Annotated in this window: 28 protein-coding genes; 3 read left to right on the top strand and 25 right to left on the bottom strand. The window is 38.8% G+C overall.

The genetic code is table 11. The features are described 5' to 3' along the window. Positions 1–5 precede the first annotated feature (5 nt). Genes GKR92_02795 through surE form a run of 4 tightly spaced genes read right to left on the bottom strand, consistent with a single transcriptional unit; the run spans position 6 to position 2,783 of the window. Positions 6–764, bottom strand: a complete 759-nt coding sequence (locus GKR92_02795; GenBank protein ID QMU60679.1) for a peptidoglycan DD-metalloendopeptidase family protein — start codon at positions 762–764, stop codon at positions 6–8. After that, complete coding sequence (locus tag GKR92_02790; protein QMU60678.1) at positions 764–1,348, bottom strand: DedA family protein; 585 nt, start codon at positions 1,346–1,348, stop codon at positions 764–766. The genes GKR92_02795 and GKR92_02790 overlap by 1 nt, the downstream gene beginning before the upstream one ends. A 27-nt stretch (positions 1,349–1,375) precedes the next feature. Continuing rightward, positions 1,376–2,065, bottom strand: a complete 690-nt coding sequence (locus GKR92_02785) for a protein-L-isoaspartate(D-aspartate) O-methyltransferase (GenBank protein ID QMU60677.1) — start codon at positions 2,063–2,065, stop codon at positions 1,376–1,378. Next, positions 2,031–2,783 (bottom strand): 5'/3'-nucleotidase SurE, encoded by a 753-nt coding sequence (gene surE / locus GKR92_02780; GenBank protein ID QMU60676.1) that lies wholly within the window; start codon positions 2,781–2,783, stop codon positions 2,031–2,033. The genes GKR92_02785 and surE overlap by 35 nt, the downstream gene beginning before the upstream one ends. Before the next feature lie 109 nt (positions 2,784–2,892). Between surE and GKR92_02775 the strand changes: the two genes are divergently transcribed. After that, entirely contained in the window at positions 2,893–3,465 is a 573-nt protein-coding gene (locus GKR92_02775; protein ID QMU60675.1) for a DNA mismatch repair protein MutS, read from the top strand. Positions 3,466–3,548: 83 nt separating this feature from the next. On the opposite strand, the gene GKR92_02770 is transcribed toward GKR92_02775, so the two are convergent. Both GKR92_02770 and GKR92_02765 read right to left on the bottom strand, forming a co-directional pair. Further along, complete coding sequence (locus tag GKR92_02770) at positions 3,549–4,715, bottom strand: hypothetical protein (protein QMU60674.1); 1,167 nt, start codon at positions 4,713–4,715, stop codon at positions 3,549–3,551. A gap of 278 nt (positions 4,716–4,993) precedes the next feature. Next, complete coding sequence (locus tag GKR92_02765) at positions 4,994–5,515, bottom strand: hypothetical protein (GenBank protein ID QMU60673.1); 522 nt, start codon at positions 5,513–5,515, stop codon at positions 4,994–4,996. Positions 5,516–5,650: 135 nt separating this feature from the next. Here GKR92_02765 and GKR92_02760 point away from each other — a divergent pair, with 135 nt between their 5' ends. Together GKR92_02760 and GKR92_02755 are read left to right on the top strand one after the other, a co-directional pair. Next, positions 5,651–6,454 carry a hypothetical protein gene (locus GKR92_02760; GenBank protein ID QMU60672.1) on the top strand — a complete coding sequence of 268 codons (804 nt, stop codon included), beginning with the start codon at positions 5,651–5,653 and terminating at the stop codon, positions 6,452–6,454. Positions 6,455–6,880: 426 nt separating this feature from the next. Beyond that, entirely contained in the window at positions 6,881–7,078 is a 198-nt protein-coding gene (locus GKR92_02755) for a PEP-CTERM sorting domain-containing protein (protein ID QMU60671.1), read from the top strand. 203 nt (positions 7,079–7,281) lie between these two features. Here the strand turns inward: GKR92_02755 and GKR92_02750 are convergent, their stop codons facing one another. The 19 genes from GKR92_02750 to GKR92_02660 form a co-directional block, all read right to left on the bottom strand. After that, positions 7,282–7,803, bottom strand: coding sequence for a septation protein A (locus tag GKR92_02750; GenBank protein ID QMU60670.1), 522 nt, complete (start codon positions 7,801–7,803; stop codon positions 7,282–7,284). Between the two features lie 64 nt (positions 7,804–7,867). Next, positions 7,868–8,329 carry a DUF4442 domain-containing protein gene (locus GKR92_02745; GenBank protein QMU60669.1) on the bottom strand — a complete coding sequence of 154 codons (462 nt, stop codon included), beginning with the start codon at positions 8,327–8,329 and terminating at the stop codon, positions 7,868–7,870. 5 nt (positions 8,330–8,334) lie between these two features. Continuing rightward, complete coding sequence (locus tag GKR92_02740; GenBank protein ID QMU60668.1) at positions 8,335–10,785, bottom strand: acyl-CoA dehydrogenase; 2,451 nt, start codon at positions 10,783–10,785, stop codon at positions 8,335–8,337. Positions 10,786–11,011: 226 nt separating this feature from the next. Continuing rightward, a complete protein-coding gene (locus GKR92_02735; GenBank protein ID QMU60667.1) occupies positions 11,012–11,659 on the bottom strand; it encodes a hypothetical protein in 648 nt (215 codons plus the stop codon). Beyond that, the gene (locus tag GKR92_02730; protein QMU60666.1) at positions 11,640–12,611 is read right to left on the bottom strand and encodes a TonB family protein; all 972 of its coding nucleotides are present in this window, start codon (positions 12,609–12,611) and stop codon (positions 11,640–11,642) included. The genes GKR92_02735 and GKR92_02730 overlap by 20 nt, the downstream gene beginning before the upstream one ends. A gap of 2 nt (positions 12,612–12,613) precedes the next feature. Next, positions 12,614–13,126 carry a biopolymer transporter ExbD gene (locus GKR92_02725; protein ID QMU60665.1) on the bottom strand — a complete coding sequence of 171 codons (513 nt, stop codon included), beginning with the start codon at positions 13,124–13,126 and terminating at the stop codon, positions 12,614–12,616. A gap of 38 nt (positions 13,127–13,164) precedes the next feature. Beyond that, positions 13,165–13,668 (bottom strand): biopolymer transporter ExbD, encoded by a 504-nt coding sequence (locus GKR92_02720; protein ID QMU60664.1) that lies wholly within the window; start codon positions 13,666–13,668, stop codon positions 13,165–13,167. A gap of 22 nt (positions 13,669–13,690) precedes the next feature. Continuing rightward, positions 13,691–14,329, bottom strand: a complete 639-nt coding sequence (locus GKR92_02715) for a MotA/TolQ/ExbB proton channel family protein (protein QMU62696.1) — start codon at positions 14,327–14,329, stop codon at positions 13,691–13,693. Between the two features lie 180 nt (positions 14,330–14,509). Further along, positions 14,510–14,767: a hypothetical protein gene (locus GKR92_02710; GenBank protein QMU60663.1), complete on the bottom strand. Its 258-nt coding sequence runs from the start codon at positions 14,765–14,767 to the stop codon at positions 14,510–14,512. 48 nt (positions 14,768–14,815) lie between these two features. Further along, on the bottom strand, positions 14,816–15,475 hold the full coding sequence (locus GKR92_02705; GenBank protein QMU60662.1) for a tetratricopeptide repeat protein: 660 nt from the start codon (positions 15,473–15,475) through the stop codon (positions 14,816–14,818). Then, complete coding sequence (locus GKR92_02700; GenBank protein ID QMU60661.1) at positions 15,456–18,275, bottom strand: tetratricopeptide repeat protein; 2,820 nt, start codon at positions 18,273–18,275, stop codon at positions 15,456–15,458. The genes GKR92_02705 and GKR92_02700 overlap by 20 nt, the downstream gene beginning before the upstream one ends. Continuing rightward, on the bottom strand, positions 18,257–20,224 hold the full coding sequence (locus GKR92_02695; protein ID QMU60660.1) for a hypothetical protein: 1,968 nt from the start codon (positions 20,222–20,224) through the stop codon (positions 18,257–18,259). The genes GKR92_02700 and GKR92_02695 overlap by 19 nt, the downstream gene beginning before the upstream one ends. Positions 20,225–20,232: 8 nt before the next feature. Next, positions 20,233–20,712: an AraC family transcriptional regulator gene (locus tag GKR92_02690; GenBank protein ID QMU62695.1), complete on the bottom strand. Its 480-nt coding sequence runs from the start codon at positions 20,710–20,712 to the stop codon at positions 20,233–20,235. A 90-nt stretch (positions 20,713–20,802) separates the two neighbouring features. Next, entirely contained in the window at positions 20,803–21,918 is a 1,116-nt protein-coding gene (locus GKR92_02685) for a DUF3570 domain-containing protein (GenBank protein QMU60659.1), read from the bottom strand. A 23-nt stretch (positions 21,919–21,941) separates the two neighbouring features. After that, positions 21,942–22,157, bottom strand: coding sequence for a DUF4266 domain-containing protein (locus GKR92_02680; protein QMU62694.1), 216 nt, complete (start codon positions 22,155–22,157; stop codon positions 21,942–21,944). An 81-nt stretch (positions 22,158–22,238) separates the two neighbouring features. Continuing rightward, complete coding sequence (locus GKR92_02675; GenBank protein QMU60658.1) at positions 22,239–22,793, bottom strand: redoxin domain-containing protein; 555 nt, start codon at positions 22,791–22,793, stop codon at positions 22,239–22,241. Beyond that, entirely contained in the window at positions 22,793–23,431 is a 639-nt protein-coding gene (locus GKR92_02670; protein QMU60657.1) for an outer membrane beta-barrel domain-containing protein, read from the bottom strand. The genes GKR92_02675 and GKR92_02670 overlap by 1 nt, the downstream gene beginning before the upstream one ends. 15 nt (positions 23,432–23,446) lie before the next feature. Beyond that, entirely contained in the window at positions 23,447–24,247 is an 801-nt protein-coding gene (locus tag GKR92_02665; GenBank protein QMU60656.1) for an outer membrane beta-barrel protein, read from the bottom strand. Between the two features lie 6 nt (positions 24,248–24,253). After that, positions 24,254–24,748, bottom strand: coding sequence for a hypothetical protein (locus tag GKR92_02660; protein QMU60655.1), 495 nt, complete (start codon positions 24,746–24,748; stop codon positions 24,254–24,256). Between the last annotated feature and the right edge of the window lies 1 nt (position 24,749).

Genomic DNA, 24,749 nt, shown 5'->3' with positions numbered 1-24,749 from the left:
ACTAATTAGTTTTTTGGTAAATATTTAATAGGATCTACAGGCTTCCCCTTATAACGAATTTCAAAATGTAATTTTGCCTCGGAAGTTCCCGTGTTGCCCAACTCGGCAATTTTTTGGCCACGTTTTACTTCACCACCCTCTTTTACAAAAAGTTTTTTATTATGCGCATAAGCACTTATAAATTGTTCGCTATGCTTAATGATGATTAGATTTCCATAACTCGCCAGACCATTACCGCTATACACCACTTTGCCAGATGATGCCGCTAACACCGGTTGACCAATTTTGCCACCGATATCAATACCTTTATTGCCTCCAGATCGAGACGAGTAAGTTCTAATGACTGCACCTTTGGTTGGCCAATTCCAATCATGCTTAATGGGTTTGCTAGCAGGCTTTGTTACAGTGTTTTTAGTCGTAGATTTTTTGCTTGTTGAAGTCCTTTTAGTAGAACTCGTTTTACTCTTAGCCTGATACGTTTTAGATGTGGCTTGCGATGGCGATAGTTTAAGACGTTGTCCTGCATAGATGGTGTAAGGCTTGCGTATGCCATTCCAACGTGCAATTTTTTTATAATCTACTCCATGCCTAAATGCTATGGAATATAATGTTTCACCTTTTAAAACCGTATGATAACCGTGATCATAATCATAATAGACATCGCTATTACGATTCGATACACACGATACCAAGAATAATAAAGAGAAAAATAAAAGGAATAATAAAAGAAAAACCGTTATTATTTTTCGCGTTGGGTTGAACATTAATGTAAATATTTAAAATAGATGACTACGGCAATGAGTAATAAGACCGTAATCCAGCCAATCCATTCAACATATTTCATCACTAAAGGCTCAAGCTTAGGGCCAGCATACTTAAGAATACCCGCAACGAGAAAAAATCGTGATCCTCTACCTATAAAAGACGCAACAATAAAGGGAATAAGTGCTAAAGACAGCACGCCTGCAGTAATCGTAAACAACTTGTATGGAATCGGAGAAAACCCCGCTACAAACACTACCCAAACGCCCCATTCAGCAAACCACTCTTTTGCCGTTTCAAATTTTGGTAAATATGAAGAAGTTTGTAACCAAGGATCAATATATTCAAACGCAAATGCGCCAATAAAGTAACCAAGAACACCACCTAACACAGAGGTAATGGTCGTTAAAAATGCATACCACCAAGCTCGATTCGGACGTGCAACCGACATCGGCGCCAACATTACATCGGGTGGAATGGGGAAGAAAGATGATTCTGCAAAACTTAATGCACCCAAATAATACGAAGCATGTGGATGCTTTGACCAACCCATCACTTTTTCATAAAGTTTCGTGAATAATTTCACTTTACTAAACTCTTACATCAAAGAAATTCATACACTTCCTTGTATGAGCGGCACAAAACTCACACCATCAAGTCGTTCTTTTATTATTCCATCTTTAGTTTTATGCAATAGCATTAAATCTTGAACTTCAGAAGTTTTTCCCACCGGAATGACTAAACGTCCATTTTCGCCTAACTGATCTATTAGGGCATCCGGGATCTCTTTAGGTGCTGCGGTAACTACGATTGCATCATAAGGTGCATAACTTTCCCATCCCCATGCACCATCTGAAAGTTTAAATCTAATATTTCGTATACCAAGCTCCATCGCGCGCCGTCTAGCTTGTTGATACAAAGGCTCCACTCTTTCTACCGTGTACACATCTTTAATAAGTGCGGCAAGAATGGCACCTTGATATCCAGAACCTGTGCCTACTTCTAACACTTTTTTAGGAATACCATCTTTTATAATCGCCTCGGTCATGCGTGCCACTACATAGGGTTGCGAGATAGTCTGTTTATGTCCGATGGGTAAAGCAGTGTCTTCGTAAGCGCGTGAAGCCAATGCTTCATCTACAAACAAATGTCTTGGAGTCATGCGCATCGCTTCAAGCACTTGATCATTAGTAATCCCTTTTTCTTCTAAGCGAGTAATTAACCGATCTCGCGTGCGCTGAGAAGTCATACCAATGCCTGCTTGATGTTTAGAGTTCACAGCTAGATACCCACTTTTCAACATCTTCCATTGCTTTGTAATGCGTTAGATCCAAATGCATAGGAGAAACCGAAACATAATCATTATTCACTGCATAAAAGTCAGTACCAATGCCAGCATCTTGTTCAGGTCCTGCAGCACCTACCCAATAAATAGGCTTGCCGCGTGGATCCTTTGCTTCAATAACCGGTTCAGCTTTATGTCGATTGCCTAAACGAGTGGTTTGCACCCCTTTCAGTTCGTCTTTTGCAATGTCCGGTATATTAATATTAATAATTACATCACTAGGTAAAGAATTTTCGGTAAGGTTTTTAATCATTGCCGCACTCACTTGTGCTGCATCCTGCAGATACTTAGGTTGAAAGGATGCAATCGAGATGGCCACTGCAGGCAACCCTAAGAAACGACCCTCGATTGCCGCCGCTACCGTTCCTGAATAAATCACATCATCCCCTAGGTTGGCGCCAGCATTTATTCCCGACACTACAATATCTGGCTCATCTTTCAATAAGCCTGTAATCGCCAAATGCACACAGTCTGTGGGCGTGCCATCCACGCTATACCAATTATCGGCAACCTCTTGAGCACGAATCGGTCGCTCTAGCGTTAAAGAATTACTGGCTGCACTACGGTTACGGTTAGGTGCCACCACAGAAATTTTTCCCAGTGGCGCTAAGGCTTCAGCCAATAATCTAAGACCACTGGCATGTATGCCATCATCATTACTTAATAAAAGGTGCATGTGTATTGCTACATAAAAGGGTAAAATTAATACAAGCGGCAGGTTGAATACTACTTAGTACCGTGAGAGAAATAGTAGCAAATTCAAACACTAAAATGGAAATTTACTAATGTCTGAGCCTAAAGACTCCAAAGGAGACTCAAAATCACAGGATGACTTAAGCTTTGCCGACCTATTAGACAATGTAAAGCCATTACCGGGAGAACAGCATAACCGCGCTGATATACACACTCCTAAGCCTAAGCCGGACCCTATTCCTAAAGAAACCATTAAAGATGAGCAGCGCGTATTGCAAGAGTCTTTAGAAGTTAGTCTAGAAGTGGAAGACTTACAGCCTGGCGACAGTTTGTCTTTTTGCCGCTCCGGCATTCAAAAAAGTATTTTTAAAAAACTCAAAAAAGGTCAATACAGCATTGGTGCTGAATTAGATCTACATGGCTACACTCGACCCGAAGCGCAGATCGCTTTAGCAAAATTTATTCAGCTTTCAAGAGAAGAAAACATTCGGTGCGTTAGAATCATTCATGGCAAAGGGTATGGTTCCAACAATCAAGGACCCAAGCTAAAACCAATGGTGAATACATGGTTACAACAACGTAATGAGATACTTGCATTTTGTTCCGCAAGACAAAACGATGGAGGAACGGGTGCGGTCTATGTTTTATTAAAATCTTTGCGTTGATTTAAAATCATAGAACAAATTTTAAGACCGCACTTTCTTACTTATAATCCCCAATACCTACGTATTCTAAATCAATTCAATAATTACTCATCACCTTTGCCAATTTTAAATGCAGTTCCCACACCAAGAAACAAAAATATAATTCCCATAATCCCTATATCCGATTTCACAAGCTCCATTGTTGAAACATCATTAAGCGCATCTCCAAAACTACCTTTAGCCCATTCTTCAAAGCTTGGTTGTTCTTCAGCAATCTTTTTCAAGTGAGGCACTACATACTCATTAAAATCAGCAATTTCTTCATCCGTGATATTTTCTACTTCATAGAATTCAGAGTACCCATGCTCATTCATGAATTTAATTAATTCCTCTTTACTTTCAACACCATCACTAAATGCTTCTGCGGCTTTTAAATCTTGTTGGTAATATTCTTCAAACTCTACTTCCTGGCCTTCAATAGCGGTAGAAATATCATTGGCCCACGTATCTTGAAAAGACTGTATCGCCATATACTTTCCACCTAATATGGCAAGCAACGCGAAAACGCCACAAATAATTCCGGTTGACATTCCTTTGGAATTAAACATCGCAGCACCCACCCCAACACCAAGTCCAATCCCCCAAGCAATAAAACCCAGTTCATAATTAAAAAACACTGTGATGAATTTCCAAAGCAACGCGCCAATTACCGCCGCAACGGCAGCAGCGACTATGCCGCTCATTTTCAATGAGTCGCCGTCTTGTATTGAAGTAACAGTTGTTGAGGTTGTGGGTGATTCAGTTGTAGTTGCGGTAGGCGTTTCTGTTATAGCAGGTTGACCAATAACAGTAGAGGGCCCAATCACGGTATCATTAGCGGATGGCGCTAATAACTTTTCTACATACACCCCGCAACCTGAGCATTGCTCTGCCTTCTCTTGTCGCAAATCACATTTAGGGCATGTCATGGTTGTATCCGCTTTAATCGGGGCCTTGTCCTCAATAGACAATGACATCGAATCTGTGCGGGCTACGGGTTTATGTTCTTTTAATGCAATCACCATTCCGATACTTTCAAGGCGTGACTTCAATGCCTGAGCTTTAGTGAGCTCCAGATCTTTCTTTAAAATCTTTTGCACACCCACATAAGTACCCGCTTTCTCAGGAGTGGTTTTAAATAACATTGCGAAGCTACTCAGAACCTCTTCTAATCCATAATCGTCATGAATTTCGCCAGTACTGATCACAGTGTATGTGGATACGTTGCTCATAAATTTAACCTTATATTTCAGGCTAAATTGTAATAATTTCACATATTTCACTCATTCCAATAACGATAAATGGCCGAGTTACAGCGCCAGTTGACCTCGTTATTCATGGAAATCGAATAAGCTGAGGAACAACACAAATGGACTGCTGGAATATTGGCTTCGACAGTGACCGTGCTAATATGTGGTGAATTAAGGACCATGCAACATACTAAGATTCGAAGATCTAAAAAGCTGCATTTGCAACTAAAAACACCTTAACTTTCATAAGATTGGTTCAATTAGCTAATCTCCTTCTTAAATCTCTCCATAGGAAAAAACCTACCCGGACACTTCGTAGACTCCCCATCGGTATGGCCATGACCGGTTACATGATTAGGGCCAATGCTATACGTCGCCATCAGGTTTTTCGTTAAGGCAAGGAGTGATTGATACTGTAGTTCAGGCACACTTTGTTTTTCATAATTGCCGACTAAACAAATCCCCACACCACGATAATTACGGTCCACATTATTAGCCGATACATGCATACCCCAAAGCTTGTAATCATTCCTCCAATCACTGTTAACTATCCCCATGCCTAGACCATTTCCATTGCCAATAATGTAATGATACGGAATGGCATCAATAGGATCTCCCGCTTGCCGTTGTCGATGTACTTTTTGTAAAAACTCGATATTCCCATAATTTCCAGCACTGTGATGAATCACAATGTAGTGCCATCGATGTACCCAATAAAAACCACTAGCGCTTACGGCCCCAACCCATAAAGAAGATCTAATTAAAAACTTTCGACGGTCCATTCATATACTTTTATACATAAATGTGGCTTTAATATGGAAAAAGCTTGTCAGAATAATTGTAAAATGTTTTTTGAACGTGAAACCAATAAAGCAACAAGCATCTATACTATTAGTTTTCATTTAAAATAAACGAATATGACTGAAGTTAATATTACAGAATGGCTACAGCACAATGCTACATTCGTTGTCCTTAGCACATTCTTAGTGCTTGCAGTTTTGGAATCATTAAACCCTGCCAGCAAGTTTGATCACTTCACGCGTACGCGCTGGGCAAATAATATTTTATTTTATATAATAATTTTCGCATTAAATAAATTTACAGGCCCGATTACTGCTCTGTTAACAGCTTATGCAGCCGAACAATTAAACATAGGTCTTTTTAACCATTACAGCTTCCCTATTCTGTTTGCCATTGCAATTGGTGTGTTAACTATAGACTTAATGCATTATGCAACACATCGCATGTACCACCACTATGACTCCTTATGGAAAATGCACAAAGTACATCATTGTGATTTTGATCTCGATATTACCAATGCTTGGCGTTTCCACCCTTTTGAAATTATTTTAAACTCTATATTTTTTATCGCAGTTATCAGCTTATTAGGTTTGCCTCCAATCGTTTTGTTAATTAATTATTTGTTTGTAGCTTTTATGAATTATATTGAACACAGCAGAATCACCTTACCTAAATTTCTTGAAAATAAAACTCGTTGGATATTGATCACACCAACGTTGCACCGCATTCACCACACCGTTCCTCGAGAAGATCACGATAACAATTATGGTACGATTTTTTCGATCTGGGATCGTTTGTTAGGCACGTTACGAATTGAACCCAGTCCTGGCAATAGCATTGAAAATTTAGGTTTGAAGGAATACAGAAATATAAAAGCTATTTCAGTATGGCGATCACTTTGGATGCCTTTTGCAAAATGACCGGATTCAACAAATGAAACTAAACGATCTGATATTCCCTAGACTTATTCGCCAAACTCATTCCTGCATTACATCTAAATACTAGTTACATAAATACAAGCATTTAAACGAGGTTATTAAAAAACAACTTTAAAAATGCAGTTTAATCACAATACGATATGCTCTTTTCACTATTATTATTGTTGAATAATGTATTCCACTAAGGCTCATTTCACATACGCTTACGTGGGTAAGTAATTCATAAACAGTAGTTTTTTAAAACTTATGAACCAAATCTAACTAAATTAGCCTATGCATAACAGGTTGAAATTATTTTAACCCAGACCTATGATTCAATTAGTAAGAGGTTATATCTATTAACTTTTTACCTGATATCAGTTTATAGAGCATATAAATACTAGCTCTTAATTTTAGGGAGGAAATAATATGAAAAAACTAACTATTCTAACTGGCATAGCTTTGCTAGCTTTAAACAACCTAGCTTTTGCTGGAACTTTATCAGACTGCGAACCTTATTGTAATGGCGATGGTCCTGTATCAGTACCTGAGCCAAGCACTCTAGGCTTGCTCGCAGCTGGTATTGCAGCTGTTGTAGGTATTCGTTACTTTAAGAACAAGAAGTAACCCCGCCTAAATCTAGAATTAAAAAAGCCCCTATTCAGGGGCTTTTTTATGCAACATACTTTTTATAAAAAATTATAGTAAAAAGTAAGACAACACCACCTTAGTTAGTAAGTACTATGTGATTTGCTTAATTTGGAGTATTTTAATTTATATTTTATTGCGGACATGCACACATCATCCTCACCAATACCCCTTTACCGTTACTAAATATATTTACGCAGAGAAAGAAACAAACCTGCCATAAAAATAATACCTATCCCAGTTAAACCAAATAGTTTGAAATTCACCCAGGTTGATTCCTCGCATGTATAGGCCACTATAATATTAAGCAGACCACTCACAAAAAAGAAAATAATCCAGCTCAGATTAACTTTCTGCCAAAGCTCTTGACTCAAATCAAACACGCTGCCCATCATGCGTTCTGCAATGTTCACAGATTTCATTAATGGGCTGACCAAAAAAACACTACCCAATATAAAATTTACAACGGTTGGTTTCCATTTGATAAATAATGGATCTTTAAAGGTAAGCGTCATCCCACCAAATATTAGTAATGCAATTAAACTAATAACATGTATTTTTTCTACCTTACGCTTACTTAGCCACATCACTAAAACAAGTGCAGCATAAGAAATCATCAATGCTGCTGTGGCATAATAAATATCTGATAATTTGTAAACTATAAAAAATAGAATTATCGGTGAAAATTCAAGGATAGTTTTCATAGGGACTTATAACGCTTAATCAACAAAATAATGGGAAACCAAAGACTTTTCCTTATATAATTGCCTACTTCTTCATATAACCTTGTGGACGTATGGCAACTGTGCATTTTACTTCTGCACAGAGTGATCCGTCTTTTAAATGATACGCATAAGTAAATGTGAGGGTGCTGCGACCTTTTTCTTCTAACTCTTTTTTAATGATGGGCTCTAGATCAGGAGGGAAATCAAAATGTAGCTCTAAATCAGTGGTGCCCGCACGTAAAAAATCAATTGTTAGTTTGCGTGTCCAAGCTGCATAACCTGGAAATAGTTTTCCACACGAAAGTGCAGCCACAGGATCTGCGAGTGATGCCATGAAACCACCAAACATGGTACCTTGATGGTTCGTAGCCGCCTTAGAAAGCGGCAACAAAAGTTTTATGGATCGCCAATCTGGAGTGAGTTTCAAAATTTCAACCTGCATCATTTTAAAAGGCTCGAAATTTTCGAGCCTTTTAATGGCACCGCCTAGTTCTACATCTGACATTTACTTTACGCTGCTTTTTTAGTTGCTTTTCGTTTTGCTGCAACTTTCTTAGGTGGAAAGTCATCTACCATGATGGCTTCTCGTGTAGCTTTATGAGAAACCTCTACCAATGTTGCTTCTTCTTGAGTTATCACACCTTGCGCCACCGCATCTTCTAACCATTTAGTTGGTCTGCCTAATTCTGGAGGACGAATACGTGCTTTTTTGAGTTTACGTTCAGCATCTTTTGCAGCAGTAACCGCCTGGAACGCATATTGAACACAACCGATTGGATCTTTAGGGTCAAGCGTTTTATACACACCATCCGTTAACCGATCTCTGGTTTCAGATGGCACAATTAATCGTTTAGCGACTTCATGCCCAACTTTATCATTAGGATAACGCAAACTTTTCCCAGTTGGGAAAACAATTAACCGTAGAACTTGGCCCACTATCGTCGATGGAAAGTTTCTTAAAATTTCATCTAATGCGTCTTGAACATTGTATAAACAATATTTCGTACTCCATTCAACAAAAGGCATATCTTCTGCTGGACGACCCGTGTCTTCATAACGCTTTAATATGGCAGAGCTTAGATACATATAACTTAACGCATCAGCAAAACGACCTGATAGTTTTTCTTTACGTTTTAAACCGCCGCCCAAAAACAACATGGCAAAGTCTGATACAAATGCATAGCTCGCACTCATTCTTGCAAGGCGTTTAAAGTAACCACGCGTAGGCCCTTCGATAGGGCTTGGTGCTAAACGACTTCGTGTAAGCCCATATAAAAATGATCTTGCTCCATTGCATACTGCGTAGCCAAGATGTTTGAATAACGCTTGATCAAACCGGTTTAAACCTTCTTGTTTATTTTCAAGTGAAGCTGCGGTGACTTCTTCAATCAAGTGCGGGTGACAACGCATCGCACCTTGACCAAAAATTATTAAACTGCGGGTAAGAATGTTAGCACCTTCTACCGTAATGCTAATTGGAATTGACTGATATGCCCGTGCAAGATAATTGCTCGGACCAATACATATACCGCGTCCACCGTGCACATCCATCGAATCATTAATAACTTGGCGCATCCCTTCGGTATTGTGATATTTAAGAATTGCAGTGACTACAGATGGTTTTTCTCCATGATCAATTGCAGAAGCTGTTAATCTTCGCCCTGCTTCCATCATATAGGTTAAACCACCAATTCGCGTTAACGCTTCTTCGACACCTTCAAATTTTCCAATCGGCACATTGAATTGTTTACGTACTGCCGCATAGGCACCTGTCATATAGCTAGCAAACTTACCTGAGCCTGTTCCTAGTGCAGGTAAAGAAATACCACGTCCTACAGATAAGCACTCCACTAACATGCGCCAGCCTTTACCGATTTGGTCTTGCCCGCCAATAATCCAATCCATTGGGATAAAAACATCTTCACCCCAATTCGGGCCGTTTTGAAAGGCAGAGTTAAGTGGGTTATGTCGATTACCTATTTCAACTCCCGGAGTTGTTGTGGGAATAAGTGCGCACGTGATACCGAGATCTTCCTGATCACCTAATAAACCATCAGGGTCATACGCTTTAAATGCTAAACCTAAGACTGTCGCAATGGGGCCCAAGGTGATGTACCGCTTTTCCCAATTTAATCTAAGCCCTAACGCTTCTTTGCCTTCATGCTTGCCTTTACACACTACACCTGTATCTGGAATTGCCCCTGCATCCGAACCTGCTTTTGGACCGGTCAATGCAAAGCATGGAATTTCTTTGCCGACGGCTAAGCGTGGTAAATAATGATTCTTTTGTTCTTCTGTACCGTAATGTAATAACAATTCAGCAGGTCCGAGTGAATTCGGCACCATTACGGATACCCCGGCCGTACCACTGCGTGTGGAGATTTTCATTACAACAGATGAATGGGCAATGGCTGAAAATTCTAAGCCACCGTATTTTTTCGGGATGATCATTCCCAAGAATTTATTTTTCTTAATAAATTTCCAGGTTTCTGGTGTTAAATCATTTAACTCATTGGTAACTTGCCAATCATCAATCATGGCGCAAAGTTCATCTACCGGCCCATCTAAAAAAGCTTGCTCTTCCACTGAAAGCTCAGAAGTTTCATGTTTTAAAAGTTGATCCCATTCAGGATTACCACGAAATAACTCAGCTTCCCACCAGGCGGTTCCCGCTTCAATGGCATCACGCTCGGTATCCGACATGGGCGGTAAAATTCTTTTCACATAGGCAAGCATCGGTTTGCTTAACATTGAAATGCGTACACTCTCTACATTTAGCAATGCAAGTGGGATGAATAGTATCCAGAGTATCCACATGGCAACCCCGCCTAGAAATGGAGACAAGGAGAGCACTAAAAGAGCACCCCCTAGTACAGCAGTCCACACTACATATGACCACTGAGCCCTGGCCATGCCAAAAGCCAACGCTCCTATTGCTACCAACCACACGATAAATATCATTGAAAAATCCTCCCGTTAATGGGGCATTTCATTAATTATGTTGAATATTGTACTGCAATAGACCGTTACAGCGGGTGCAAACGTACAGCACATGCATAAAAATTATGCTTGTTTATTGTAATTATTTTGGTACTTGAGACGAATTTACTCAGATAGGAGAGATTATATTAAGTAATAGGTATAAATAGCTGATAAGTATATATTTAGTTATTATAAATGCTAATTTTTATTCTAGTATATATGTATAGGCCATCAATTGGCCGTTACGATCTATCTGGATAGTGACTTCTGGTACTTCTGACAATTCTTCAACAGTTTGTAAAAATTCAGGGTCCGATGCTGATACATCATTTACTGCTTTGATGACATCACCATTATACAAACCCAGTGAAGCGGCTTTAGTATCTGGCTGTATTTTTGAAAGCGTAAAACCAACTACTTGTTCATCTTCAATTAATGGCAAAAAACTGATTTCAGATACCAGTTTTTGTTTCTCGTTTACGTAGTCAACTACCTCGGCTTTTGATAAAACAATGGTTTCTCTTTTTTCTAGCGACTTCTCATACTCAGCTTGCATAAGAATGTCACCAACGCTGCTGCGCAAGTGCAATGTATATAGTCCACCACCACAGTTAAGCTTCGCTGAATCCTGCCAAACATCTACCAGATCACATCCTTGTATATCATCTCCTAGTTCTAATAAAAGTTCATCGCCTTTATTATCAACAAACATCGCATGAGTGTTTTCAGCATTAATGAAAGTACCGCTTAGCACCCAATCCGGTTGACGGGCAAAGGACTGAGAGATTAATAGAACATAAACGACCAGCAAAGAAATTGCTGGCCATACACGTTTATACAGGATAGAAATCAATTGGATAATTGAATGTGAACGATGGAACATCTTCTGCCCCAAAATTAATCAGTTTTACACGCTGCAGTATTTTGCTTTCAAGTGTTGGTTCACCTAACTGACTTGAAACAATACTTACGCCGGTTACTTTACCCGATGGCGCAATCGTAATATTCAGTACTACTTTACCTTGTAAAGATGCATCTTTACGCAACTGACGATTGTAAAGTGTAAATAAACTACTCTTATTACGATCAAACATAATCTGAATTTTTTCTAAATCACGTGTTTTACCGTAACCGGTACCATCTCCATTACCAGAACCGGTTCCCCCACCTCCACCAAGGCCATCAACACCACCCACTTTTCCAGCTGAACGACCACCGAGGCCATTACCGCCTGTACTTGTGCTTAATGCCGCAGTGTTAATCCCACCACTGGCTTTGCCATAGTTTTTGGTTACTAATGCGCGTTGTGTAGCTTTCCCTGCTGTACCACTTTTGTTTAATGAACGTTCACCTAAAGCAGCAGATGAAGAAGTGTTTTTTATATCGGACAATTCGTCTTTCATTGCCAGCAAACCTGAGCTTGCTGCAACTTCTTTAGCAGACTTAGTAGGTACCGGTGCTTTTTTAGGTTTTGCAGCGGTCTTAATGGGTTCTTTCTTGGGTTGCGGCTTAGGCTTAACCTGTTTCGGCTTCGGTTTTGGCTTAACTTTCTTTTCTACCGGCACCACTTTTGGTACTGGAGGTGGCGGCACTTCCACTTTAGGGATTAGTTTTACTAAACGTTCTGGTTCTGGCTTCTCTATTTCTTCAGGTTCAGGCAATGGTAAAAAAGCTAACAAGAATGCGAAGAAAATAATTCCCGTTACAGACCAACGTAATAACTTATTGTAACGCGCCTGTTGCTCACGCTGGAGCGTCCAGGGTAAATCGTGTGGAAAATATGAATTTGTTATTGTGGCAGCCATAATTAAGACTCTATTTGGGGCTCTATTTGTGTTTCTTTTTGTATGACAGAAAGTGATATTTTAGAAAACCCTGCATAGGTCGCACATAGACGCATTACACGATCCAACACCTTATAGGGGACTTCTTTATCACCCATGATGGTTACTTCACGTTCTGGATCTTCTTCAGATTCAGGCTCAACTTCATTAGCTAACTGTTTTAGCTTTTCAACAAACAATGAAACTTCAACAGAATCTTCTTTCATGACTTCTTCGATAGTGATTACATCTTCACCTTGAAGTCGAACCGCTTCACTACTGAGCATCACCACTACTGATTCTTGCGGTGATACTTCTGAAATAGATTCTGGCATTTCGATGCCTTTAGGATTAGGTAGCGGCGTAATCTCATTTGTATTCACCAATAAAAAGAATACCAAGATCGTAAAAATATCCATTAGAGACACCACATTAAAGGGTGGCTGCTTGTTACGCCCATGCTGGCGTTCCATTCGTTTTATTCTTCGGTCATTCACAATCTTTCCTATTATTTAGCCTTATCATTCCCAAAATTTTATGAGAGAGGAGCATCGCCCAATGAAATTTCAGGAAATAGTTCTGAACGAGTGAAACTACCTTTTTCGTCTTCTAGATCGATAGCGCGAACAGCATCCATTACTAGCACTAAGCTGTCGTAGCCTATATCTGGCTCAAGTAAAATTGAGGCAGCAACATTATCAGGATATTTATACTTAACGGCTTGCAAAGTTTCCGATAGCGTAAGCACATCGTAGCCTTCTTCTGTTTTATCAATTTGATAGCGTCGGAAGTTGCCATTCTTATCTTGTACGATCAAACGGTCTTCTTTAACAATCACTTCTAACACGAGACGTTTTTCATCAGGTTTCGACTGATTTGACGCCGCAGGTAAATGCAATTCTAAAACTGTAATCTTAGCGAACACCAACATAATGAGCAGGAAAGGAACTAGGATCACCATCAAATTCATAAATGGTGTAACACTAAGCTCCGCGTCATTTTTATTAACGCGCCTACGTAAACGTCTTTTGTTAAGCATTTTACTACCCTAGGTTACTTAATTACGCTGCTTCAGGTTTACGATCAGTTACGAAGTTCAGAACTTTTACAGAAGCCATTTCAAGACTGTCTACAATTTCAGTTGTTTTTGTTGATAGCCACGCATGGATAAGCAATAGCGGTATACCCACCATCAAACCAAATGCAGTTGTGTTCATTGCAACTGAAATGTTCGCAGACAAAATATCTGCCTTATCTGCTGGATTTGCTTCTGCAATCGAAGTGAATGCACCAATCAAACCAATAATAGTTCCTAGCAACCCAAGCAGTGTTGCAATATTTGCAAACGTCGCAAGGTAATGCGTGCGCTTCTCAAGCTTAGGCAACACTTCCATCAAACCTTCTTCCATAGCAATTTCTACATCATCACGACGACGTGATGTTTTCGCGCGTAGAAAACCATAATGAATGATTCGACTCACTGCAGCTTTAGATTTTTCAGCAAAACCCATTGCTTGTGACAAATTTCCAGATGCTAAAGCAGATTGCAATTTGTTCCACGCAAGTGTATTGCGTGCACGTGAAGCTGAAAGATACAAATATCTTTCAACTGCAATCGCAATACCAATAGCAAGAATTATTGCAATTGGGACCATGAATGGCCCACCAGATTGAAAAAATGTAACTACAGTTTCATACATGCTCGGATCGTGCACTTCTGGAATTACCAGCATTTCAGCTCCGTCCATAAGTACAGTCTCTGAACCATCTGTTGTGATGATTTCTGACCCGTTCTCTTCCATTTTTTGCTCCTTAGCGTTACACGCTTTAATAAAAACCCAGCTTTTAACTCAATGTTAAAAAATAGGATAAAACCAAAATCAATAATACTGTTCGTAATAACTTACTTTTCTTTTGTGCACGTCCTTATCGACAGGGCCAAGCACTTCATCAATTAAACTTTGTAGCGGCGACCCATCTAAATCACCAGGTTCTGGTGCTTTCCAAGGAACAATCACCAATGCCTTTGGCAGCTCACGATTTCCAATAACGTCAATACCTTCTAGTTCTTGTGTCACACCCGGTGCTTCGCCTTCAGCCGATACTGAATAGCAAGGAATAAGCAGAATAATGAGCATTAATGTTCTTTCATATATTGTTGCATTATCTATTGCCTTATATAGCGATTAGCTACCTTGCTTCTTCAGCTGCGACATCCAAGCGATAACCTGCTTATCTTGCCCACCCGAAAGACTCAAATATTCTTGATAATGGCCCAGCGCGCAGTCTATTTTCCTTAAATAGACATCACATAAAATAGCTAGATTCAGATGAGCGTTTTTATAATCCGGATACGCGGACAAAGCCTGTAAATATAGTTTCTCAGCAACTTCAAAATTACCGTCTTCACGCTTTAGAATAGCTAACTGATTTAAAGCATATGGGTTTTTAGAGTTTACACTTAAGGCTTTTTCAAAAGCTGATCTAGCTTTTTCTTTGTCTCCAAGCTCTTTATGTGCGACACCAATATTTACCCATGGACCAGAGATACGCGGGTCCATTTTCGCAACTTTTTGCATTTCTGAAATTGCAGTGTCGTAATTTTTTGAACGCATGTGCTTTAATGCTTCGTTATATGCACTAGCTGTTTTTTTGCTAATTCTAAAATTAGGTTGCGCTAATATTTTACCGGCAGATTTACTGGCCGTTTTTTCAGTTTTTACTGTAGCTTTTGACGTCGTTGTGGGTTTTTTAAGACTTGGTATATTCGCACAACTTGCAAGCATTACAACTAACGCAACAACTACAATATTGGTCATTGAAAACTTAGTATATGTTCTGAACAAGATCTTCACTCCTTTCAGCTTTTACATATTGAGCAGGTGAAAGTACTGCAAGTTCAGCTAAACTCTTTTTAACCCATTCATCATAGACATCGTTTGAAATGCGCGAAGCATTTAATTCGTAAATTTCTATCGCTTGTTCCTCAAATGGATAAGCTTGTTCTTCTAATAAAATTTCATATTGATCATATTCTTCAGCGGACAGGCCTGAAGGACGATCAGATTCCATCATTGCAACTGCAAAATCCTGATAAATTTTTGCTGACCAATAGGTTGCTGCTGTAGTTACCTGTTGAACTTTATAATTACTCGCAGCTTCATATGCATCCAATGCAACTTGCATTTGCTTCTTTTTAAGTTTTAAATTTTTCTTTAAAGGGTGAAGTAAAAATATTTGACTAAATGCTTCAAATTCTGGCTTGGCAAGATCCAACGTAGCATTAGCCGCTAAAAACTTTGTACGGTCATTACGTTCAGATCCAGCACGAGCATCTGCGTCTATAATTTTCTGTTGCCAACTCAATTTATCATCAATATATTTTCGCTCGGTATACATATCTACGAGTTTTTGCATGGCTTCCATTGCAGGTTCTGTAGGCTTTGGATGTTCTTTTACATAAGCCATTAAACTTTGCTCTGCACCGTAAAAATCACCGCCTTTGCCATATAAATCTGCAGCCTGTAAGTGTGCTTCGCGTTTTAACGTAGGATTATTTGAGTTAGCCCCAATTACCTCATACTCTTTCGCAGCCTTTATATGTTGACCACCTTTATCGTATGAAACTGCTAGTTTTTGTGTGACATCACCTTGCAATTCATTGCTTGGGTAACGTTGGCGGAAATCTTCTAATGTACTAGAAGCTCGGCTCCAATCCTCCAACTCTAATAATGCAGCTGACGCATCATATTGTGCGGTAGCACGAATTTCTGCATCTGGAACAACTCGACCAACTCTGAGATAGTGTGATACTGCAGCTTCTAGATCGCCTTCTTTCTTGCTCGCTTCACCTTGTTTGTATACCGATGCAGCTAATCTATCTTTAAGAGGATCGCGTAACTCTTCATTCGCTTGGGCTCGATTTAAAGCCTCTATATAAGCTTTTTCAGAAGTACTATATTGGGCAGTATCAAAAGCTGAGTTCGCTTTTACTGTCCAAGCAGATAACACTAACTTTTTGTCTGCGTTAGAATGATCGACAATAATAATGTCAGAAGCTTTCGTTGCACGTACATAATCTTTACGTGCATAGAGCTCTTCTGCAGTAACGGTCATAACTTTGGCAACTTCAGGATGTTCTGGGAAGTTTTCAGTGAACTTAAAGCTACTGTCGATTAATTGATTTTTAATTAACGATTGTTGAGCTGCTTGTTTTTCTAGCTTCAACCATTCGTTATAAGCAATGATGGCAGCATAACCAGACTCTGCTGATTTTGGATGTTTTTTATATCCATAAGCTGTTTTTTCGTACTCTCGCACAGCATTGGCATAGCGTTTAGTTTCATAATGCACTTCAGCAAGATGGAAGTTCATCTCAGACGCTTTTTCATCTTCAGGGAAAGATTCTAAATAAGCGCTATACCACGTTGCTGCTTCATCATAATATTCCTTAGGCTTTTTACGCTCTTTTTGAGCGATGGAATGATAATGTTTTGCAAGATCAGTAATGTTTGCCTTAAGAAAGGACACAATGTCATCTGACTTATTAACATCATTATGCGCCCAATATTCTGATTTCAGATTGTAATCCACAACGAATTGTTTTTTCGCCCGTAAGACTTCAGATGGAAACTCACCCTTCTTATAAGCTTCTATAGACTTAATCTGAAAGTGTGGCGCCTTAGAGCTAAATTGGTGTGTTTCCACATATTGTCGATAAGTATTGGCTGCATCACTCCAACGTCTCTTATCTAGATATTGCTTGCCTAGTCTTTCATACACTAATATTTCATACGTCTGCCTTCCTGATTCAGCATAGAATTTTGATAACTCTTCGGGTCCACCTAGATAAGCAAAACTTAAACTAATGGCTCGCAAAGTATCATCTAACAATTCTTGATCAGGCTGAGGTAATTGTGCAATTTGCTCTTCTTCTACGCCTGTCACCAATAAGCTATCAAGCACAGTATTAAAAGATGGGATTCCATAATCATAGTCCACTTGTTTGAAGTGCGACCAACCATGCTTGTATAGAGAATGGATATAAAAACGGCCTTCAGAACCTTGTTTGATTACTGACTCGTATGCATCTTCAGCTTGTGCGTATTGCTTTTCGACAAACAATATTTCAGCCCTTCTAAATTGTGTTTCACCATAATAATTTGAATTTGGGTATTCATAGACGAGCTGATCTAAAGCCTTTAAAGCTTTTTCATGCTGACCTGTTAATTCGTATGCTCTAGAAAGCTGATAGAGAACACGGTCTCTATTTGGGTATGCTGAATGCTTTGCTAACACATCTTCATATAGCTTTATGGTTTCAGCATAGGTACTTTTGTCTGGAACTTGAATATTCTCAGCCATTTCATCTTCTGTTTCTTCCATACGCAAATCACCCAATCTACGTAAAACTTCAGGATGAACATTCTGAGGATCTTCTTTTACAAGCTTTCTGTATTGTTTGATTGCTTTAGTACGACTACTTTTAACGGGCACGTCTTCATTAACTTTGACACGCTTTTTATTGAGACTGCCTATCTTGTCTCCTTTCCCGCCGCCGCCAAAACTTCCACATGCCATCAACGTCGCCGAAATTACAATCATCAAAATTATATTTAGCGAATGCTTTACCATAGCTTCCACCATTTCTTTGATTTTTTAGGTTTAGCATCTTTTGAGTTAGGTTCATTTACACCCGGAATCGTAGAAGATGCAGCCGCATCGTAAGCTGTTGCGAGCTCATAACGTGCGTGCTTTTCATAACCAACAAGAATGTTTTCGCGTTGCTTAAGCTCTTTAATCGCAACATGCTCAAGGTAACGTGATTGTTCTTCAAATACGCGATTTGCAATTGGGATTAATCTTTTAATCTCTTTATGTAATGCCAGAATACGTATTTCAAACTCATCAAATTTTTCAACACTTTCTGTTATAGCTTTTTTAATAGAAATACTTTTCTCTGGTGTGATAGATAAATGTTTTTCTATTTCAGATATTTCTTTTTTATGATTCCAAGTTCGCTCGATATAAGCACTATGAATTTGCCATTTCATTATGCCGCGCATAAGAACAATTTTTTCACTCATTTGCGCAATTTTATTATTGTCTGGCTCTTGTAGTTTTAGTAATTCCAAGCGTTGCTCTAATGCATCTATGCTCGCGATTTTTCTCTTTTCTTCTGCGGTGGCAAGTTGAATAAATGCATTATCATTTTCTATTTCATTTAGCACGAAAGATATGCTGTCTTGCTGTGTCTGAAGTTTACTTAGATCTAAACCACTTAATCTTTGCTGAACTAGAGGCAAATATTTTTGATAACGGGCTTTACGCGTATCCAACATCGTTAGATATATAGATATATTTTCATCCCAATGTGTTAAGTTTTTCTTTAGAAATAGTAAGTCACGGAAATTCTTCAATGCTTCATGAAATTCATGCTCAGCTAGGAGTTCAGTAAAGTACTTAACTTCTGGCAATTCTGGCAAATCTCTGAGCGTCCAAAACCACCCCATTTGCGGGCCACCTTTAGTACGATCTAATAAAGCATCTACCAACACCCCTCGTTCAATCTCATTTGCAGAAAATGAAAGTTCTTTTGCTTCTTCTAAATAAATATCTGCTGCTTGTTCATAAGCTTGCACAGCTCTCCCATGAAGACCCATCTCATTATAAGCATGGGCAAGCGCTAACACGCCCTCTTGCACTTCCGAATGATAAGCACTGCGATTGCGTAACTCTTGCAAAGGCGCCAATGCCGCATTGTGTTTTTCAGCATTTGTATTTGCCCAACCAATTCCAAGCAACGCTAAATTAGAATAGAGGCCTTCTAAACGTACTTTTTCAAGATATTTGATTGCCTCTGCAGGACGATCATTTTGTATTAAGGTTAAACCCGATGCTAAATTTGCACGGTCTCTAAGCGTGCGCATATCCTCTGTTTTGGCTTTAAGCTTACCTACTTTTTTAAGATGCTCGATACCTTTATCTACATTGCCACGTTTTGAATAAGCAATACCGAGATTATAGTTTGCATAGTTCTTATAGCCTTTTGGAGCTTTCCATGTATCTAAACTAGAAATTGCTGCATCATATTTACCCTGTGCCATATACACCTGGCCAGTTAGTAATTTTAATTCACCAAAGACACTTTCTTGAACTGGTCCGCTAACATTGTTCAAAAAGTCTGCCGACTCATCAATATAACCACGTTGATAATAAATTTTAGCTAAGTAGTAATATGCGCGATTCTTTATGGCTTCACGCACATTCCCTTGTAATAATTTATCGAATATTCTTGAAGCTTCTTTGTGTAAACCGTACGAGAGATCTATACCACCAAGCAATAATTCATCGTCAGGCACATGATGTGAAGTTCTATCTAAATCACGAGCTGCTAATAAATGAACAATTGAAGTGAAATAATCTTCTTGATAGAAATGGAATAAAACTTCACCATAATGAAGGTCCTTAATAACATTGGGTTGTTCTATATTTGCAGCCGACACACCAGAAAATAGTAACAGCATACATAGGCAAAAAGTCAAGTGAACCTTGACTTTAAAAATACGCAATATTGTTAGCCTAGATAGAAACATCTAAAAACTTATTCCCACTCTTTAACCACAAAGTCCGGCTGATGTTTAGGCGTACGATCTGTAATTTTTAACTCTAAATATTTTGCACCCAAACCTTTATCAATGATCCGATTGGCTCCTCGTTTGAAATCTCTACCTTTTGGCCCTTTCCCAACAAAATAAGCCACCAGCTCGTGTTCGCCTGATGGAAGATTACCAATATAAATTTGATGCACGCCTCCACGCAATAAAGCATCTACCTCACGTTCAGTATATAAATAATTTGCAACTATTTTTTCGTTAAGCGTGACTTGCACTGAATCTAAATCAAAGAAATCACCCACATCAACTGAAACATATACGGCTACTTGTGTGCTAGAGGGATAAAGTAGTTCTTCTTCTAAGATATAAAGATCACGATTTAATTCAAGCACTTCTTCTTTTAAAACTTGAATATCTTCGTCTAAACCTTGAAAATCTTTATCTTCACTTGCATCCAATTTTCCAATGTCTGCCGTGACACTACAAACATAGGCAAGCAAAATACAAATAACAAATAAAATAAATTTCTTATACATAAGTTTTCTCCACAAACTTAATCAATACCATGCTGAAAAGTAGAATTGAATTGTTGTTGCATCAAACGTATATCCACTTCCCAAACTTCCTACATCTGCAACTGATTCAATCCCCGAGTAATCGTCATAGTCATAATCCAAATACTCAACTGCGAGGTTTAGTGAAGCTGCACGTAAAAATTTGTAATCTTTAAATAAGTCGTAGCGAATACGTCCACCCAATGCAAAACTATCAAATGAACTCAGCTCCTTATCTCTCGCCATGTATCTCAACCTGGTGCTGAAATTGTCACTATAGAAATCCGCTTTATCTTGCGTGTAATAACGTCCATAAACATCAACAACCCATTGATTTCCAATGTATTGTGAATAATTAAGGTCTACGGTAGATGAGCGAACATCCCAAGTGTCCCTATAAAACCGATAGCCGAGAGATGTAGAGGCACGGTGCTGCCAATACTTAATACCCTTTAAAGAATAGGCTTGCCCCGTACGTGTATCTGGATATTCTTCTGAGCCACTGCCTAATGAAACACTATTAACAAAAACAAAACGATAAGGATTATTTAAAAATCCTTCTTCTACTGTAGCTTCATAATCGAATGCCATAGTGAACGTTTTTGTGATGACTTGTGAAAGTCCTGCTCGAAATGAATAACGGTCTAAGTCCTCTTCGAAACTAGGTAAATCAGTACGTTCAATATCATCGCTTCCAATAGAAACACCAATATTTACCTTAGTAAGAGCACCAAATGCTTCATGTGATACATCAAAACTAGCCATGTTAGATTCGTAATCATCTTCATCACTGTATGTGTATGAAAGATCCATAAGTGTATTGTCACGTAAATAGGTACCACCGAGCGTATACTCATCTCGATCTTCTTCGTATTTACTTGCACCCGCTAATACATCCGGTGATGCACCACTAATGCTGTCATGATGATAACCACCATAAATTGAATATTTACCAGCAAAGTTTTTACGTACCAACATCGTGGCACCGTCCACTTCTACACCACCACCATCATAATAGTGATAACCAATATCCGCCCTTTCTTCAGGCAATACTTCTGCCCAAACATTCTGGATACCAAAAATACAAAGAAGAATGATTAATAGATATATTTTGTACATTAGCTTTATCTTTTATCTATATATCAGTTACAACCACAGCCGCCGCCATGCGCATAACCTGCGCCTCGTGAACCTTCACGTGTATTGAAAACATGCTGCCTATATTTATTAGAAAGTGGATCTTTGTTAAAACTCATTATTGGATCTGCTAAATATTCACGCTCATAAGGAGCCACCCAAGGCTCGATATCAGGTAGACTAGGTAAACGGAATGAAGAACAAGCACTTATAGAGATCATTGCAGAAACAATAAATAGTGCAGACAATATCCTTATTGATCTCTTAAACATGCGTAACTCCTTTCATATAATTCTTATCCATTATTCTTTTCTTAGTGCCTGAATTTGTCGATGGTACCGTTCAATATAGCCTTTCTTAAAACCACGATTGACATGTCTAATCTTTCCTGCACGATCAATAATGATAGTCGTTGGCATCGCTTTAATATCAAAACTTCTGCTAACGTCCTTTTCAGTATCGAATAAGACAGGAAAATTAACATCTAACTTATTTGCCAAATGTATTGCTTTAGATTGATCTTCATCTAAATTAATACCAAGCAATTCAAAATCATATGGATCAAGAGATTCATGAAGTTTGTTTAAATGTGGAATTTCTTCAGCACAAGGCCCACACCAAGTGGCCCAAAAATTCAACATAACAATGCGCCCCTTATGTTCACTTAAACGCACATTTTTTCCAGATGCGCTTTTCAAAACAAAATCTGGCGCGTTATCTGCTTTGATCTTTGCAACAGCAACTACACTTACGAAACTCATAACAAACAAGGTAACCACTGCAATACTAATCAGCTGTTTTTTTCTCATAGCTTTTCGCTTCCTTGAATATTCAGTAATTCCGTAAATCAGACTCATTAGAAAAACACTCCAATATTTCCAGTGATTTCAAAATTATTGGTAAATTCGTTATCTCCTAATAAATCGGTTTCATACACAATGTCACGCACATCAACTCGCAATGACAACCAATCGGTAGGCAATACTTTCATTCCAAAACCTACGTTATATGCAAACTCATCTTCATCATTAAATTCAACGTTGCCCACCCCAAACATCAGGTAAAAACTACTGGTCATTGCGAAATTTCGCCCTAAAAAGATTTCACCAGGGAAGATGTTGTAACCAATGGAAACGTTGTAGTAATTGATATCTTCACTTTGCAATATATTGAATGTGGTTAAATTTTCTAACGTCTCATCAGAAGTCTCAGAAGCACCTACAGCACCTTCAATAAAAAAGTCTTCCGTAACGTGATAAGCCGCTCGTAAGCCATAACTTGGCTCTGTTCCAAAATCTTCTATGTCTAATACACCGTAATAGGCTGTAATCTCAAAATTCTCTGTATCTATTCGAGGCACATTGATATCTCTACGATAAATATCTGGTTCAATCACTTGCTCTTGAGATGACTCAGGCTCAGGTGCATCATCTTTTGCATGTGCCGGTAGCAAAATAAATAGAATAAGTAGAATAAGAATTAATTTAACTTTCATGCGATGTCCTATGAGTTAAGCATCAGAAAAAAATGAAACACCTGCACTGTATTCACTAAATTCATCATTCCGATCATCTTCAGAGAGAACGATATATTTACGATAGTCAGTACGTATAAAAAATCTTTTTGTTAAATAGTAGCGAGCACCCAAACCAAAATTTGCTAAATCATCTTCGGTTGCAGTATCTTGAATCAATGCCCCTCTCGGTTCGTTTTCAAAACGCCCATACCCTATTGTGAAATGTGGCGTGAGACGCCAATCAGGGAAAGGTGTTGAAACCAAATTAACAGCGTAAATATCTGAACTGGTTAGTTTCCCTGCTACTTTAGAAACTTGAAATTCAAGAGCAATATTTTCAGTAAATTTGTAAGCAAGTCGTGCAGACACTATCGGATCATTGTCAAACTGACCTGCTGATATCCCAAACTCTATTCGACGATGAAGATAATCATCGTATAAAACATCTCTGAATGATTTTGGAATACCTGCAACCGTCAAAGTTTGTTCCATTTGTGCGCGGCTTACCCAACCCTCTACTCCGCGATCATTTCTGACTTTAAACCAATCCGTTTTTCGCTTCATGATGTCAATCCAATCATGACGTTTGACCACATGAAAAATTGGATACCCTCTTCCTGGACCTGTGTGTAATTCAATATAAGGATCGACAATTTTTACGCGTTGAAATTCTTTTTCAGCAAATGCATTAGAAAAAGGGGCAAAAACAAGCATAAAGAATAAAATCACCGTAAATAAGTGAGTTATCTTTTGATATTGGTCGTGGTGATACATCAATTTTTTTCTACAATACATTTGAAGTTACGGCCCGCAGGAAATTGTGACTGCGCCTGCTACAGGACAGCCACTAGGCAGAGGAGGACATACGCCACCATTAAAACTAATCTGACTCCATTCTTGAATTGCGGTGTAGCAAAGATCACCAACCCTTAATTGCTGACCGCCACCGTGCACCCCTCCAGTATTAGTTGCTTTAGTAAGTAGCAAATCATTGTTGAGCGTTCTCGCTTCTACTTGATTGAAATTACTCACCAGTTCCGCGCCTACAGTTGGCATACCATTAAAAAGAAAAAAACCATCTTGACCAACAGGTGGAACATGACACCCAGCCATAGAGCATGATTGACCTGTTCTTGTTGGAGTATGAACAATAGGTTCTATACACATCTCATAAAGATCCATGCATAGGCTTTGACCACTGTTAGGCAGTGATTCGTTGGATGTACTGTCACATCCTTGTAAAAATATGATTGGTGCTATTGCGACTAGTAGCACCAGTCGCAATATTGATTGCACG

This window comes from Gammaproteobacteria bacterium, assembly GCA_014075255.1.
In the GTDB taxonomy this organism is placed as follows: Bacteria; Pseudomonadota; Gammaproteobacteria; order UBA4575; family UBA4575; genus JABDMD01.
This window is presented reverse-complemented; position numbering and strand designations above follow the sequence as displayed.